The 15,900-nt window shown below is 49.0% G+C and carries 13 protein-coding genes; 4 read left to right on the top strand and 9 right to left on the bottom strand.

All coding sequences use genetic code 11. The features are described from left to right. Positions 1 to 3: 3 nt before the first annotated feature. The 6 genes from BTA51_RS22295 to BTA51_RS22270 all read right to left on the bottom strand — a co-directional run bounded on the left by BTA51_RS22295 (position 4) and on the right by BTA51_RS22270 (position 8,027). Positions 4 to 726: an ABC transporter substrate-binding protein gene (locus BTA51_RS22295; protein WP_168188259.1), complete on the bottom strand. Its 723-nt coding sequence runs from the start codon at positions 724 to 726 to the stop codon at positions 4 to 6. A gap of 191 nt (positions 727 to 917) precedes the next feature. Then, positions 918 to 2,402: an alkaline phosphatase family protein gene (locus BTA51_RS22290; RefSeq protein WP_094711297.1), complete on the bottom strand. Its 1,485-nt coding sequence runs from the start codon at positions 2,400 to 2,402 to the stop codon at positions 918 to 920. 4 nt (positions 2,403 to 2,406) lie between these two features. Next, positions 2,407 to 4,368: an alkaline phosphatase family protein gene (locus BTA51_RS22285; RefSeq protein ID WP_094711296.1), complete on the bottom strand. Its 1,962-nt coding sequence runs from the start codon at positions 4,366 to 4,368 to the stop codon at positions 2,407 to 2,409. Positions 4,369 to 4,441: 73 nt separating this feature from the next. Beyond that, entirely contained in the window at positions 4,442 to 5,545 is a 1,104-nt protein-coding gene (locus tag BTA51_RS22280; protein ID WP_094711295.1) for a ferritin-like protein, read from the bottom strand. A gap of 15 nt (positions 5,546 to 5,560) precedes the next feature. Beyond that, on the bottom strand, positions 5,561 to 7,402 hold the full coding sequence (locus BTA51_RS22275) for a GMC family oxidoreductase (RefSeq protein ID WP_094711294.1): 1,842 nt from the start codon (positions 7,400 to 7,402) through the stop codon (positions 5,561 to 5,563). Between the two features lie 127 nt (positions 7,403 to 7,529). Next, the gene (locus BTA51_RS22270; protein WP_094711293.1) at positions 7,530 to 8,027 is read right to left on the bottom strand and encodes a hypothetical protein; all 498 of its coding nucleotides are present in this window, start codon (positions 8,025 to 8,027) and stop codon (positions 7,530 to 7,532) included. Positions 8,028 to 8,364: 337 nt separating this feature from the next. On the opposite strand from BTA51_RS22270, the gene BTA51_RS22265 reads away from it, so the two are divergent. The 4 genes from BTA51_RS22265 (at position 8,365) to BTA51_RS22250 (ending at position 13,014) form a co-directional block, all read left to right on the top strand. Further along, positions 8,365 to 9,321, top strand: a complete 957-nt coding sequence (locus tag BTA51_RS22265) for a heme-binding protein (protein ID WP_246841135.1) — start codon at positions 8,365 to 8,367, stop codon at positions 9,319 to 9,321. Between the two features lie 230 nt (positions 9,322 to 9,551). Then, positions 9,552 to 10,715, top strand: a complete 1,164-nt coding sequence (locus tag BTA51_RS22260; protein WP_094711291.1) for a hypothetical protein — start codon at positions 9,552 to 9,554, stop codon at positions 10,713 to 10,715. 131 nt (positions 10,716 to 10,846) lie between these two features. Next, positions 10,847 to 11,608, top strand: a complete 762-nt coding sequence (locus BTA51_RS22255; RefSeq protein WP_094711290.1) for an Hpt domain-containing protein — start codon at positions 10,847 to 10,849, stop codon at positions 11,606 to 11,608. A gap of 233 nt (positions 11,609 to 11,841) precedes the next feature. Beyond that, a complete protein-coding gene (locus BTA51_RS22250; RefSeq protein ID WP_094711289.1) occupies positions 11,842 to 13,014 on the top strand; it encodes an FAD-dependent monooxygenase in 1,173 nt (390 codons plus the stop codon). Between the two features lie 100 nt (positions 13,015 to 13,114). Here BTA51_RS22250 and BTA51_RS22245 read toward each other — a convergent pair whose 3' ends face one another. The 3 genes from BTA51_RS22245 to BTA51_RS22235 form a co-directional block, all read right to left on the bottom strand. After that, positions 13,115 to 13,768 (bottom strand): putative adhesin, encoded by a 654-nt coding sequence (locus tag BTA51_RS22245; RefSeq protein WP_094711288.1) that lies wholly within the window; start codon positions 13,766 to 13,768, stop codon positions 13,115 to 13,117. A 466-nt stretch (positions 13,769 to 14,234) separates the two neighbouring features. Then, positions 14,235 to 14,981 carry an ABC transporter substrate-binding protein gene (locus tag BTA51_RS22240; RefSeq protein ID WP_094711287.1) on the bottom strand — a complete coding sequence of 249 codons (747 nt, stop codon included), beginning with the start codon at positions 14,979 to 14,981 and terminating at the stop codon, positions 14,235 to 14,237. A gap of 182 nt (positions 14,982 to 15,163) precedes the next feature. Continuing rightward, complete coding sequence (locus tag BTA51_RS22235; RefSeq protein WP_168188258.1) at positions 15,164 to 15,853, bottom strand: ABC transporter substrate-binding protein; 690 nt, start codon at positions 15,851 to 15,853, stop codon at positions 15,164 to 15,166. Positions 15,854 to 15,900 lie beyond the last annotated feature (47 nt).

Genomic DNA, 15,900 nt, shown 5'->3' with positions numbered 1-15,900 from the left:
AATCTAAAGGGCTTCCAGCAACTCAGGGTTAAGCTCAAACCCGTAACGGAGATAGATCGCCGCAAGGGAGCCATCCTTTTTCATGTCACTCAGGGCTCGGTCGTATTTCTCTGCCAGGGCCGGAATATCATCCCGGGGAGAGCGACGCACAAAAGTATTAAAGTAGTATCCGGATTTCAGAGGTTTGGGAAGGTAATCAATCTGATCTGCGTATCCCTCCGTTCTGGCCCGATACAACGTTCCCAAAGTGCCATTCGGCCACAAGTCGATCCTTCCCAGTAAAAGCTTATTGAGATTCAACTTATTCACCGTGACTTCATCAAGGCTATACCACCCTTCCCGTCCCCTCTTCCAAAACTCTGAGGTGTAGGAAAAACTTTTGGTGACGCCGATGCGCAATCCCTTCAAATCCTCCAGGGTGTCATACTGGAATCGTCCTTTATTCTCCTTGCGCATGAAAAAGTGCCACTCCAGAAACAGGTGTGACTGCTTCGGATACAGGAGGTACTTGGCCCGCTCCGGATTATAGGAATGACTGAACACCATATCATAGCGTCCATCCTGCCAGCTTCTCTCCAGACGGGCGGTCGATTTGAACAGGTGCACAGTAAAGTCGAAGTTCATCCTTCGCATTATTTCGCGAAAGATATCCACATCCATACCCTGGATTTCACCAGCAGAGTCGACATACCGAAGCAGCGAGTCTTCGGTACCGCCGATACTCAAGTATCCATCGTATGCTTCAGCTGTATGACTCCGTCCGAGGAATGAACAAAGGATCAAAATCCCTGTCAACAGACGGCACTGAACAGAGACCCCATAAATCCGCACAAACACTCCCCTATATCATTCGAGATGACTAAGTTTGGTACGGATTTATGGATACCACAACCGCAAATTATTCAGGATATCGACGATCAATCGTAATAACGGTGATAGCGATCCCGGGAATACTTCTTGGCCTCGTCCTGGTTTTCATAATTCTGATCATAACGGGAGTGGTAATCTCCCTCCAGACTGAGCTGTGATGTCAATTCTGCTTCAGCATTCTGCAAATGATCGGCCTTATTCCAACCGCCGCTACCTTCGGATGGCGGGGTGGCTTCACTCTTCGGAGGATTGACTCCCTCCAACGGATAATCGTTCCGTGGAGACTTCAGTGTCAGCACGGGACCAATATCCGGGGCAGCCGCATCACGCGTCGTCAGACTGGACAGGCCGAACCGCTTCTCCACTGTGGCAAGAATCGACGTATGATCAAACGGGGTAGTCGATGGGGAATTCCCAGTCAGATCCTTATCCGGCTCCGGAACCCGGAAAACCGTTCCGGCTTCGATCAGTGGAGACACCAGCACCGTTGGCACCCTGACACCGAAGCGCTGGAAGTTGAAACCCTCATTATCAGGACAGTCCGCCGGCTGGGCAGCATTTTCCGGCGGTGCCACATGATCATAGGTTCCGCCATGTTCATCATAGGTAATGATCAACAGCGTCTTGCTCCAAAGCGGCGAGTTTCTCAGTGCCTGGTATATGTCATAGAGGTACTGCTCGCCTTTTGCCACATCATAATTGGGGTGCTGACTGTTGCCTTTGGAGCCCCATTCAGGAGTCAGGAAAGAATAGCTCGCCAGCTTGCCACTACTGGCAGCTTGCTTGAAGGCATCAAAATTGCCAAAAGTACCGTACACCGGATTAGCCGGTAACGCCTGCAGTGATTCACGGGTCAATATCGGATCATCCTCATACCCATAGATACTCCAGGGCTGCTTCGCGTCCTCCAGCAAATTGAAAATGGTAGTGGCATTGTATTTCTTGTCATGATCATTCAGCCGTCCAAGGCTTGTGGCCATGTGCACAAAAGCCCGGTTTGGCAACGTCTCCGTGGGTACAGAGCAATACCAGTGATCACAAACGGCATAGGACTTGGCCAGTCCGGACAACACAGGAAGCAGTTCCGGGGTGTACATCCCCATAATATCGCCGGGTTCGGTTCCCTCCACAATGGGCCAACTGTTGGGCTTTTTCTCGTTATCTCGGCGCTGCCACCCCAGGGTATAGGCAAAATCAGTGATAAAGCCCTGATTAGTCGCCTCAGTTCCGGCTTTAGGTGTCTTGTAATAGCCGAACAGCTGACTATTGGTGTTGTAGTAACCTTCCCCCGGATCAGTACCCGGCCAATAGTACGGATGTTGGTCGGAAGGGATCTTGAATACTTTCACATTGTATCCCTTGCCATCCGGGTTGGATTCCTCCCCAGTCAGTCCTTCATAGGGATGTCCCAGCGGAGAAACGTTGTTTTGATCCGCATATAAAAATCCCAACATATGATCGAAGGAGCGATTTTCCAGCATCACTACGACGATATGATCCACTTGATCCAGCATATTGTTTTCAGAAGTCATCCTCTTACTCCTTGTTTTTCAGGTAAGCGCCGGGGCATGCCCAGATACGCTCGTTTGTCAGGGGTTGATATAGAAGCCAGAGCGTGCCGTTCAGATTCGCCGCAGCCAGCGGCGTGTCGGAATTGCGGAAAACGCCACTGACAGCACCGGTCAAACTCCAGCCGGCTTCTGCCAGAGTTCCATATCCGTTGCTGGTCGTATCATTTTCCGCAGGGTTATAAGAGACAGGATTAGCAGGCGTTAATGTGCCGCTGATAGAGAACGTTTCATAGAGAAGTTGACCATTACCGGCTCCATCCGAAAACCGGTTATGCATAAGATATATGACCCCGTCGAGTGTCACCGAGGCCAGTTCACCGGATGCCCTGATTCCCTCGCTGACAGGTTCATCTTCCAGGGGAGTAATGGGATTCGGCGCTTCACTATAGTGATTCAGGGAAAATGCACTGGCGGACCATTGATTGACTGTTGTGTCGTCATAAGGACCGGCATACTGACTGTTCTCCACCGTGACTTTATTGAATTCACCGGTGTTATAACTCAAACAGGACAGCTGCCCGGTCTTGATGACCCGATAAATCAACAGGATCGAAGCCCCGAGAGCCGCCAGCGTGAACGATCCGTCACTATGGGTACAGATGGCGTCGGACGGACCTTGCCATTGGCTGCCCGTGTAGATGAGACTACGCAGTTGATTTCCGCAGTCTCTGTACACCAGCATAAAGGCGGGTTGATGGGGTATTGCCACCAGAGAGATCTCTTCCACCTCTCCAACATCCGGAATTTCGGCTAAACGCCATCCCTGCTCCAGATCATAGAGCTTCACGGCCAGATGCTTCTGCGAATCACGATAGGCCAGCACCAGCTTCTCACCATTGGCGGCCAGATGCAGGTATCCATCACCGTCCTCCGCTACCGTGACCTCAGGAGACCATTCATGTCCATCAAAAATACAGTACCTCAGTGTTCCTTCAATATCGGCGCTGACGACATACAGCTCTCCGGCGTAGGACGCAGCACTCAGGTTCTGTTTGCACTTCATCGGCGTTTCCCTGGGCCGCTGCCACTGGAATGATTTTCCCCACAGAAACTGATACCAGTTGGCATCCCTGTCGTTCTTCTGCAGGTCTCCCAGATTGAAGTTTTTCTCGATGGTTCTCAGCAGGCTGTAATGGTTATAACCTTCACCTTGCTGTCCCGGTGCAATCATGTCTCCGAGCAGAACGGTATAAATCTGGTTGGGACCATCATAAGTGTACTTTTTACCCTTATCGTAAAAAGCTTCGAAGTCGGCCTCATCATAGGTCACCACCACCAGGGTTCTCGGCGGTAATTTGCTGCGGGGCCCGGGGAAATTAAGGCCTTCGAAAAATGACTGCAGCCACTTCGCCTGCTGGTCAACCAGCACAGGTGCCCGTTCGCCGTGTAAACTGTCATTCAGAGTGCCGACAAGATAATGCCCGTCATTCCACATATTAGGTGTAAACCAGGCATACTCCGGCAAGTCATGGTTGAGCAGGTCACGCCAGAAACCAGCCTCATTATCAATTTTTTCCCATCTCTCATGATCTTCAAGAATATTCTTGAAGGAAGAAAACGGATTGTGCTTGATAACATAGGGATAGTGGTCCCGGGGCGTAAATCCCTGCGGAACCCAGGGGGTGTCATCAGGGACGTAGCTGTCCATGTACGCCTTCCAGCGAAGGTTTTGCGGCGAAGCCTCGATCAGGTCGACAATGGTTTTCTGAGGCAGGGGTTGAGGTCTGTCATCATCACTCACATTACAGAGTTCACCGGCAATGGAAGTAATGTAGTTGGTCTGCGAGGGGTGCATGACCCCAAAGCAGTTGGTCAGTTCAATACCCTGGGCAGCGAGGTTACGCATGTATTCATTTTCCATGACGTAACCACGATATTCATTTTCAAACATAATGATCAGCACATGATCAAATACCCGACCTTCCATAGGACCTCCCTTTTCACGTATGGCCTACGTGTTCAGATGAAACCTCAACAGATCCTGATGGGGTAGTGCCGGATCACCACCCCGAAGCAGAAATGTATTCCCAGGTCGGCCCGGCGTAAAACTCCTGAGGCGAATCAGGAATAGGATTACGCATCAGTTCCTGGGCAGCGTATTTCAACCGGAACATCGTGCCCACTGCCGGTTCAAGTGTTTCCGGTTTACCGTTAAATGCCTGATGCAACTGATTCAGCAGTTCGGTAAATATCCGATTGAATTCATGATTCAATTCGCGCAGTTCGGAGAAGTTTTCATAATCCTTGCTGCAGGGATTCGTAATCATGTTATACACAGCACTGTAATCAATGGGGATTTCAGGGCCGGTGGGGCCGGAGTTATGAGTATCACCACAGATATATCGACGCCCTTTGGCCAGTTCATCAAACCGATAGTAATGAGCCAGCTCCCGGGGTTGCATGAAGAGTGGATGATCACCGCTCCAGATTCCGGTCATCTCCTCCAGAGGCAAAGGTTTGTCAGGGTCCCAATCAGATGTCGGCATCCCTTCGCCTTGTACCACAATGGCATTCAAAGCAAACGTGGCGGAATCCAGGTCGGTCACCTTCGAGATGATACCGCCACCGCCATAGTAATATTTATGCTCTATCTGAGGGCAAGTACCGGAAGGGAACAAATCCACACAAGAATCACTGTTCAGGTGTACCAGTCCGTGAATGATATTTTCATAAAACTCGCCGATGGTAATCAGGCCATGAGCCAGTTCGGCCGGCTCCTCAATATATTTGAAGGTAGCCAGCGCTTCAGGTGAAAACTTTCTCAGGTTCACCGTAAACCATTCTTCTTTGTCCGGCAGTTTGGTGGGAAATGAAGGAATAAACTCGGGATTGTTCAAGGCCGGCTTTCCACCGGTGGCGATCAGGACATTGGCCGCATTGGTCAGGTGAAACATTTCCTCCATCACCACACTGCGGATAACGTTATAGGCACAAACGTTGGTATTTTCCTTGATCGTGTACAACGCACTCAGATAAGTCGGCAAAGTGGCAAATTCAAGTTCGATGGCCAATTGCAGGTTATGGTGCAGCTCCTGAACCGTGGTGATTGGGGTCAACTTGTTGTTGGCGACTTTGATAGGCTTGCATTCTTCATTGATATACATAATCCGTCTCCTTGGTCACATATCCGCAAGTGCTTTGTACACATTGTCTGCCGCCCAATATGTCAAAGCCGCCATGGTCAGGGTTGGATTGGAGGTGGAGATCGTTGGCATGTTGCCACACCCGACCAGATACAGATTGGGATGGTCCCAGCTACGCTGCTCTCTGTTAACCACCGACGTTTTGCTGTCAGCCCCCATAATGTGAGTCCCCACCAGATGGCCGGCCCCGTTATAGGTGTACCCCTGGCCCTGATATGTGACATAGCCGGGATCAGACGGATTGTATTCGGTATAACCTTCTACCCCCAGGCGTTGGAAGATCATGTCTGACACATGCTTGGCCGCAGCCATGCCTGCCCGCGAGTAATCGCTGACATCATAGTCAATGACCGGACGGTAATTCCCCAACTGATCACGATAGTTGGGATCAATGGTGACCCGATTATTCGGATCCGGTAACTGTTCCACCAGAAAGCCAAAACGGAACATTCTGGGATACACGGAAGCAATCGTGTCCTTCAATTGCTTACCGAACAGATTTTTCTGGTCGATCAGGTCCGGCACCGTGCCGATGGGCGCTCCCTCCGGCCAGGACCATCCCCAGTTACCTATTTCAATGCGAAATGCCGCCCGGTTCTTACGGAAATCTCCCCCTCGCAATGAGGGAATTCCCGAGGTCGAACCCGGCCCTCTGAAGGCACCGATGGGAGACGGCATTAATCCCCAGGTCAGCATGGTCGGGTGATCCATCAGATTACGTCCGACTTGATCACTGGAGTTGCCGACACCGGAAGCCAGCATCAGTTTCGCGTTTTCCACCGCGTGGGCAGCAAGTACAACCACTTTGCCTCTCACAGCTTTGCATACATGATCAGAAGAATTGGGGTCGGAATACTGCTTGTAGTGAACTTTGGAAATATGGTTGGTAACCGGGTCGACTTCCAGATCATAGGCCACACATTGGGTGCGTATTTCCACATGATGCGTTTTCTGTGCCTGCATCAGAGTCTTCAGAGCATTGTACTTGGCTTGAATCGGACAAATGGGAACGCAGTTGGAATTGCCCGCACAACGTTGTCCCAAATCAGGATCACCCACAGCGCCCACAGGACGATAAGACCCCCTCGGCATCCCATTACGTCCCTGTGGCGTACTGACCACATCAATCGGATAGGTTTTACCGTCAAAGTTTACGGTCATCCCCTGGAGACCTTTGGCCATGTGCCTGTCCAGATAGCTTTGGGGGATCTTTTCCATCGGATAGTCGTAACCATCCTGATAAGGAATCTGGACGGATGGATTGTCAATCTGATGATAATTTTGTTCGTCCGCGTTGGCGGAAACACCGATATTTTTCTCAGCAACCTGATACCATTTTTCCAGGTCGTGATAGTTGATGGGCCAATCCAGGCCCCGGCCGAATTCCGTTTTGATATGGAAGTCCTCCGGAAGCATCCTCAGACAGGTACCAAGCCAATGCAGGGTTGTTCCCCCCTCTGCGCGGGTGTAGGTGCTGGCAAACGGCAAGGGACCTTTCTGGACAAAATATCCATTGGTTAAAGGCTGGTTGGGGGTAATGGGTTCCAGATCCGTCACCAGCGGCTGAGGGGCATTGGGATTATCGGGATAGGGAGCATTGGGTATTTTGGCGAGGGCCGTGAAAAAAGTGTCCATATAGGATTCGTAACCGTCCCGCTTGCTGTTCGCCCCTCCACTACTCCAGAAACGGTCGCCGGTTCCACTGCCGGCTTCCAGCACCAGCACTCGTTTACCTTTAGCGCCAAGCTGCTCAGCCATGATAGCGCCGCTGATTCCCGCTCCCACTATGACAACATCAAACTCATCAACAGTATTCATGTCCACCTCCATATGTGTATGTATTCTTATCGTGGGGTGTTGCTTGCTTGTATTTTTTAGTACTTCTGATCCGGTGTTTCTTTAATTCGTACCTTCAGTTCGTGCCATCAGGATACAGTTCGAGCCATCAGGATGCGGTACTGATCACGGAGCCCTTGTCTGTCGGTTTATCCGACCAGGTACCATAACCAGGTTGCTTGGCTCCCATTGGATGTGAACCAAGAGCCTCCCAAACCAATCCCTGAATATAGGCATTGCGGGATACCACAAACTGGACATCCTGATATTTGGGCGATCCCTGGTTGGGTTTACCGAATTGTTGACGCCAGTCATCGGGCATCTGATACCAGATAGACAGGTACCACATTTTGATGATGTTTCTCGCCACCGGGCCCAGTTTCGCGTCACATAGAATGGCGTCCCGAATCAGTTGTTCTTTTGGTTTGGAGGAGTTTTGAACCTTCAGGCTTCGATAACAATCGAAGAGTTCGGATAAGATGTCTTGGGGGATGATTGTGCTTAATACGTCGAGGTATTCTTCACCAACTCCTGTTCCCTTGAGTTGTACAACCTTGTAGTCAGTCAGGGCAGAACTTAGGTGATAGAATTCGTCTAACCAGTCCATGAAATGTCTCCCTACGCTTTGTTTTCCACTCGCCACGTGCCTGTGGAAATTGCTAAACGAACGAAACTACGTCGCTTACTGAGGCCTAGTATAGACCATTTTTTAACCATTCAAGAAAATCATCCCAAAAAGTGTCATCCCGTTTCATCTAAAGAAAAATTCTTATTATTCAAACAATAATGTAATTATTTTACTTCTTGTCACTCAGCTTAAACTTTAAAAAGGTTAATTTTTAACCACACCCTCTGATTTCGACTATATTCATTTTGGGACTCTATCAGATAGCTGAAAGGGAGCTGATAGAGCACGGGATCAACAGCACATAAAGGGACTCATTATGACGACGACAGCCCCCAATCTAAGCGAACCCCTTCTTCAGGAACCAGCCCAGGCGGAACCACCAGAACCGACCACCGCACTAGGCCCACTGGAGTTTCTTGTCGGCACCTGGACCAACCAGAACATCCAAAATGGCAACCAGGGTGGACCAACGTCTCCGTTTTCCTATAATTTGATGCCACTGCCCCAGGAAGATGGTTATATCCTCAAGAATTTCTCCTACTATGAGGAAATCACCTTCTCGGCCATTCACGGAACAGCTCCCAACCGGGGAGGATACGGCACCCAGGTTGCGAACACCCTGTTCTACGAACAAAGAATTTACTTTGCAGACGGCCCTGCCAAGGACCAACTGGTGCATGCGGAGAACGGCTCCTGGCTGTTCCTGACCGACACCAAACAATTACTGGGCCCCTATGGCAACGGCGAGCAGCCTGGAATTGGCAGCCAAACCGTTCCTAACAGCACACCTCCTTCCCAGAAATTCAACATCATCAAACAGATGTCAGTCCCTCACGGAAACTCTATTCTGGCTTCCGGCTCTTATGAGGAAAAACAGGGAACCCCTATTATCGAACCCCCTCCCCTGGTCCTTCCCATGGGGGTCAACACGGAACAGTACAAAATCAAGAATGTCGGCAATCTGAATCCGGCGTTTACGGAAAACCCCAACCTGCCATTGTCCCAGGCAATCCAACAGTATCCGGCCAGCAGCTACATCCAGTTTGATGTGGATTCAAACAACGGCAGTCATCCGGTCACCAATATCGGGTTTGAACAGCAACACGCCAAAGTTTCCAGATATTTCGCAAGATACTGGCTGGAATCTTTCGGTGGGGCTTCCAACTACACCCAATTGCAATACAGTCAGACCATTCTGATGGATATTCCAATCAAGGGAACCGTGATCACCTTCCCTCATGTGACTTCTAACACTTTGACCAAGAAGAACTAATGCATCTGTTTAGGGATTGAATGAACGTCCTGTTCATTGTCAGCTCACCGGGAGACCATTCCAACGGACTCCCGGTTTCTCTTTTCCATTCCGATTGTTTTGGACTAGTCTTTAAGGAGTAGAGGTATAACAACCTCTCGCGTGCTTACGCTCAGGCATGACGTAGATATACCGCATACAGCACACATGGAAGCACACGGATCGATATCGCTACCCTTAAGGATCAGGACATGGCGGAACTACATAGCAAGCTCTATTATCAGCACCCCAACCCAACGGTCCATTCACGTTTGAAGGCTTTTATTGAAGCCCTTGGCGAGGAGAACGAATCCATTCTCCTGGCAGCACAATCGCTGAATTTCGAGGTAGGAGAAATCCAGACCCAAAACTTTCTGAACGAATTGAATAATCGCTATCAGGAGAACCTTCATGCTGAATCCACTCTAGGCAACGAAGACTTCTGGATCAGTCAGTTTCTCACCAGCTCTTGTGGGGATTACCTGATCGGCAAACTGGTAAAACTCCTCTACGACCTCTGCCCCGGAGTCCGGGCCCAGGCTTGGGGTTATGGAGATCATGACACCTGGGAGTTCTGGTACAAATACGATAACGGCCGCCTGCTCAGATGCGAAGACGAGCTGTCTGGAGAAAGTGACAACGAGCGGACCTACAACACCATTTACCGCTGGTGGCATGAACAACTGCCTGCCTACCTGCAGGCGGGCCTGCTGAATGAAGGCAGGTCAGAGCGCTTCGGGCATGAATACAGCGACGACAGTTATTTTCTATGGCTGGAAAAACAAAAGTCCAAAGCAAGTCAAAACATAACGGAATTTGTCACCGGAAATGGGATGGACTATCTCACAGGCAACTCTGACGCCGAGGATGCCATGTCAGCTTTCGGACATCTGTTTTCCGCCTACCGGGAAACTTCCGGGCTCAAGAAAAATCCACAGGAAGATGCTTTTGACGCCACCCAGGTCACCAGGGAGAAAGTACTGACAGCTTTCAGGGACATCGAAGTTGCCTATCGTACCTGCGACATCAACGGTGTGCTCAAACACTTTTCCCCCCGACTGACCGGCACCCTTATCTTCCAGGAAGACGGCAACCGGACTGAACTGGAAGCCAACTACACCACCTATAAGTTTGATTTGGGAATCATGTTGAAACCCCAAACAAAATATCAGTCCACTGCTAAGATCCATACCTACATCCTCAATCGAGACGGCACCGCATCCCTGGGTTTTACCACCGTTTCTCAGTATATCGATCCACAGACCCGGAAACTGACCCGGAGTACTTCGGAGGACGAATATAAATGGGCCATCATTGACAGCAAGCTACAGATAGTGGAAATGAACTCGAAACAGGTGGAGTGCGAAGAGGTTTAGCTTAGATATCCGTCTGAACCGAACGCTGGAAATAATCTTACACGCACCGGTGCATATCACAGCGTGGGGTCAGTCTATAATGACGTTATAGTCTTCACTTTCGAGGCAGTTTCAGCAAAAGGCTTACCACCATGTCTAAAAGTACGGAAGAGCTTGCTAAGCTTCTGATAGATCTGCGTGAACGTTTTGTGGCGGAACTAGACGAACGCTGCGATTTCATGGAAAGCCTGGTCCTTTCCATGGAAAAAAATCCCTATTCAAAAAACCAGTACAACGAGCTATACAGAAGGGTCCACAGTCTCAAAGGATCCGGAGGTACTTACGGTTTTTCTTCCATTACCGCCGGTTGTCATCAGTTGGAAAACCTGCTGACTGAATGCCCCCCCGAAGGCAAACTGCCTTCAACCACGGCAAACAATATTCTGGCCTATGTCGATCTTTTCCGCCGGGTAAAAGAATTTCCTCATGACGACAAAGGACAAATAGAGATCTGCAATGAATTGGAATCTCTCTCCAAAAGAGTCATGAAAAAGCGCTGGCTGGTCATGGTTGCAGAGGAGTCTCCAATGCTAAGGTCTCTTTATCACCAGGCTCTGGAGCACATGCCGGTTAAGATTGTTCAGGAAACCAATGGACTGTCTGCATTAACCAGACTGATCCAGGAGCCTTTTGAACTGGCGATAGTGGGTAGAGAGCTATATGCGCTCAACGGCATTGCTATCCTGTCCGCTCTGCGTGTCTCAAACTCTAATCGAAGACACATACCCGCAATTCTGGTGACCAGCAGGGATGTTACGAGTGCAGAACGAAATCTTTTCCACAACGTTTTGAAGAAAGACGAACACCTGGCGGGAAACATCTGCCAGGAAGTGGAAAAGGTTATTTCACGCTAATCCAACTTTAGTCTTGTACAACAAGTAGCTACATAGCCGCCATGTGTAAACGGCATACCCATTGTAGCAACGACAAGCAAAAGCCAGTGGAATTTTAGAGAGCTTGAAGCCTTTCAACGATATTTGACCTATGGAATGGGACCTTTGGAATTGGACCTTCGGAGCCTTTTTGAGCACCACCCTAACGCTGTATCTTTGTGTCAATTGACCAAGGCCAGAGAAATTCTTATCCCATGAAAGTAGCCATACTCGGTGCAGGTGTCGCCGGAGTCAGTACTGCCATTGCTCTCAGGCAGAAAGGATTTCATGTCAGTATCTACGAACGTCATGAAAAGCAATCCTCGATTGGTGCCGGAGTTGTACTCTGGCCAAATGCATCCTTTGTCCTCGGCAGGCTCGGGGTCTTGGATGAAGTCAAGGCTGTTGCAGGAAGGCCTACCAAAATGCAACGGCTGTCCGTACAGAATGACGACCTGGGAGCGCTTGATATTGGATTAATCAACCATCATATGGCCCATCCAAGCCTTTCAATTCTCAGGCGTGATCTTCAGAGCATCCTGATTGCAAAACTCAATACCCTGAACGTATCCATACAATATGGACACACCGTTGAAGATATAAAAGCCATCACTTCGGAACAGACAGAAGTTTATTTCCAAAACGGATTGAGAGTGTCCGCAGATGTCATCATTGGCGCTGATGGCCGTATGGCCTCCACGGCCCGTCACTTTGTATGCGGAGAACATGCTCCCGTCTTTCAAGGAATGATTAATTGGATTGGTGTTTTTGAATCGGAGAACGATATATTTAGCGAAATAGTTGTTTCGGACTACTGGGGCATTGGAGAACGATTCGGAATTGTGCCTGTTGCAGCGAATAAAGCCTATTGGGCGGGTGGTGTCGCCTGCGATCAAATAGGAACTAGGGAACCGGCGAATTATAAAACGGAGCTGACCGGAATCTTCTCAGACTGGCCGGAACCTGTCAGACAAATGATAGAGCACACTCCCGTCCACCAGATCAATAAGATATACCTGCACGACCACGATCCAACCCCGATTTGGCATCGAAACAATCTGATCATGATTGGTGATGCCGCCCATGCTCCCCTGCCAACGTCAGGACAAGGTGCTTGCCAAGCTCTTGAGGATGCCTGGCACATTGCAAATTGTCTGGAAACCTTCCCGGACAATCTTTATCAGGCATTCGAAAAGTTCACGGCACTACGGTTGGCCAAAACCACCAGTATCACCATGGCCGGAAGGGGTTTAGCAGCATCATTATTCAATAGGGATAAAGAGTTCTGCAGGTTGAGAAATGAAAACAGCAAGCAGACTGACTTCGAAAAAGCGGCCGTCGGTATGGCACACCTATGGGGACAACACTTGCCCATACTAATGACTTGATTTATCGGTTAACGGGATGATTTGATTTACCGATTTAAAAGATTTGATCAGGCAGATGAATATCTGCCTGATCCCTGTCAGAAACAGAAGCATTCGCTTCCTAAGAAAGTATACAATCTTCGGTATTTATGGGTTCCTGCTGGCCTAGCTTTGTACCATTTTCATAGCCCCGGCAGAACGAACAGAAAATTGTCTCATAGTTATATCCAGCCCCCTGCAACAGAAGAATAGCCTCACTGAACGTCGGCGCGGTACCGCTTTTACGGTTCCGAATAGTGATAACGTCCATTTGGATTTGCCCTTTGTGCTGGCTCAAAAACTGCCTGACCGTAGTCTCATCAAGATTTAACACATCACGGTAGTATGTACGGAGATCATGCATATGCTTGCTGATATAACCGTAGGTTTCACCACTTTGATGAGTTGAGTTTTCACTTTGATGACGCCCCTGGTACTTGGACAGCGTATATTCATAGGCAAGATCATTCAGTGTTGTGGCCTCTCTTGGCCTTACGTAGCCGGATACTGCTTTACGTATGTCCGTCGCGCCTCCCTGAGTATAGCCACGCTCCACAAAAAACTTCAGATTTACGTTAGTTTTGGATCTCTTTGGAGTGCCGGATTTTTCAGCGCCATGTGCGCTTATCAGTGCATACTTACTAGTCGCCTTACCAGCTTGTTTTGTCCAGGCATAAATATGGCTACCGACAGTGTTTGCTAAAAATACACTGTTCTCTGGTACCGTCATCGGCATAATTTGTCCCTCTGTTGACATCGATATTATTGGGGGGCTTAAACCATCATCAATTTTGGTTCACATCCTGTGCCACCACCCTGAATTCCATGTTACGAGCTTATGCGTTAAAAAAAGGAAAAAGCCTTAACACAGGCTTAGTTCCATTTGGATAGTCCTGATACGATTTAGAAAAAACCGATGTGATTTGGACAGACTTGCTGCGACCTGAATAGATCCATCGCAAATTACTTCTGGGATAGGATGTGAGAGCAGACAAAAGAGAATACGGCGGTGCACACCGCCGACGCTTGTCATTCAGACGGGCTATTCAGACTTGCTACACAGATAAAACCAGTAATGATTGACTCTCTATTGAGAATCCCTTCTTGAGAGTCCTTGAATGTCAGGCGGGTATTTTCAGCCATGACATGGCTGACCAATCAGCCATGTCATTATTGAGTTTACAATGCCAAATCACAGGCCATTATTTCCGATAGGCCCCACTACGTGATTCCTGCAAATATTTGTCATAGCGTCCATCATCAATGATTTTTTTCAGCCCGCGGTTAAACGCTTCCATCAACTCTTGGGCCTTGGGGTACTTCTTACTGAAAATGACAGAATACTTGCGGGGTTCAAGTGTTTGGGGATGTGGCATCAGTTTATCGGACAAACCGTATCCCGCAATACTCTCCAGGCCCACTTCAGTATCTTCCAAAACGATATCGAGGCGGCCGGCGGCAAGTTTACGGTAGTTACCTTCTACGTTGTCTATGCGATCGATTTTAACCGTTCCCGATTTTTCCAGATCTTCAATGCCATACGCATAGCCAATCATACCGCCGATCTTATATTTGCCCAGATCCTTTGGCTCTTTCCAGTCGACAGGCTTGTCTTTGTTGTAAAACAGGGAGGTTCCCAGGGTGGCAACAGTATCTGAGTACAAAAAGTCTTTGGCCCGTTCATCGTTATATCCCCAGATCAGAGAGCCGGCATAAACGCCTTTCTTGGCCTCTTCATAACCTCGCTTCCAAGGTAGAAAAACATACTCCACCTCAATCCCTTCTTCGGCAAAAGCCTCTTTTACAATTCGGGACATATAACCATAGTGTTGAAGCTTTTCCGAAAGATATGGGGCCCATTCTCCATTGGCGAGTGTAATTTTTTCTGCATTAGCCCAGAAAGATGCCATCGTAGTAATGGCCAGCAACAGCAGTGTTCTGATAATCATCTGCACAGTACCTCTTAATTTTTATCGTTAGCGCTTGCAAATTACAGATTGATGCAACGTCGCACCGAACCTTTCTAGGAGTATAGACGGAATACAGAAAGGCTAAAGAAAGAGGTGACAATTTCTAAATTTACAGGGGTAATATCTTGTCTTTCATCAAAAAGTCATCAGGTTCTTCCCTGTCACAACCCCCATCGGTTAATAATCTCCTGGTAATCTTGTGTAAGTCTGAACACTTCAAGGCTTGCCTGGAGTCTGACCACAACGTCCTCGGAGGTCGCTCTCCCGGCGGCAAGATAGTAGCCCCCCCGGGAAATTTCAGATAGTTCATACACCTTTCGCACCACCGTTTCAGGGTCATCCCCTGTTTTACGCACGATGTAGCTCATCACAGCATCCGGCATGGGCCAGAGATCAATTCGCCCTTTCATCAGCTTCAGATAATTCATGATATATGCTGACTCACCACCTATTCGCTGCAGGCTACGGACGTCAAATCCGCGGCTGACAAGGTAGCTTTCCCTGACATCATTGATGGTGGTACCAATGGTATAGTGACTGAGATCATTGAGAGAGTTAATGACGATATCTGAGCGCTCCTTGAGCGCAAAAACGGAATGCACACTGGGCACCAGGATACCGATCCATTTGAAGTCCTCCTCTCGCTTGGGTGTCCGCCCGATGGAATAAATCAGGGTGTTTTTTCCGCTTTTTGCCAACTCATAGGCTCGAGCCCAGGGATGACTTTCAAGATGGTACTCATATCCGGAGCTTCTCATAATGGCTTCCACAATTTCTGTGGAAGCCCCGACAATACGTCCATTCTCCGTGTAGTTAAATGGTGGAAACTCCTCAGTATGTACGCTGAACACCTCAGCGCGCGCTTCCAGTGCTGCACACCCCAAAGGCAATACTGATA

It is taken from the genome of Hahella sp. CCB-MM4 (genome assembly GCF_002260525.1).
Classification (GTDB): Bacteria; Pseudomonadota; Gammaproteobacteria; order Pseudomonadales; family Oleiphilaceae; genus Hahella.
This window is presented reverse-complemented; position numbering and strand designations above follow the sequence as displayed.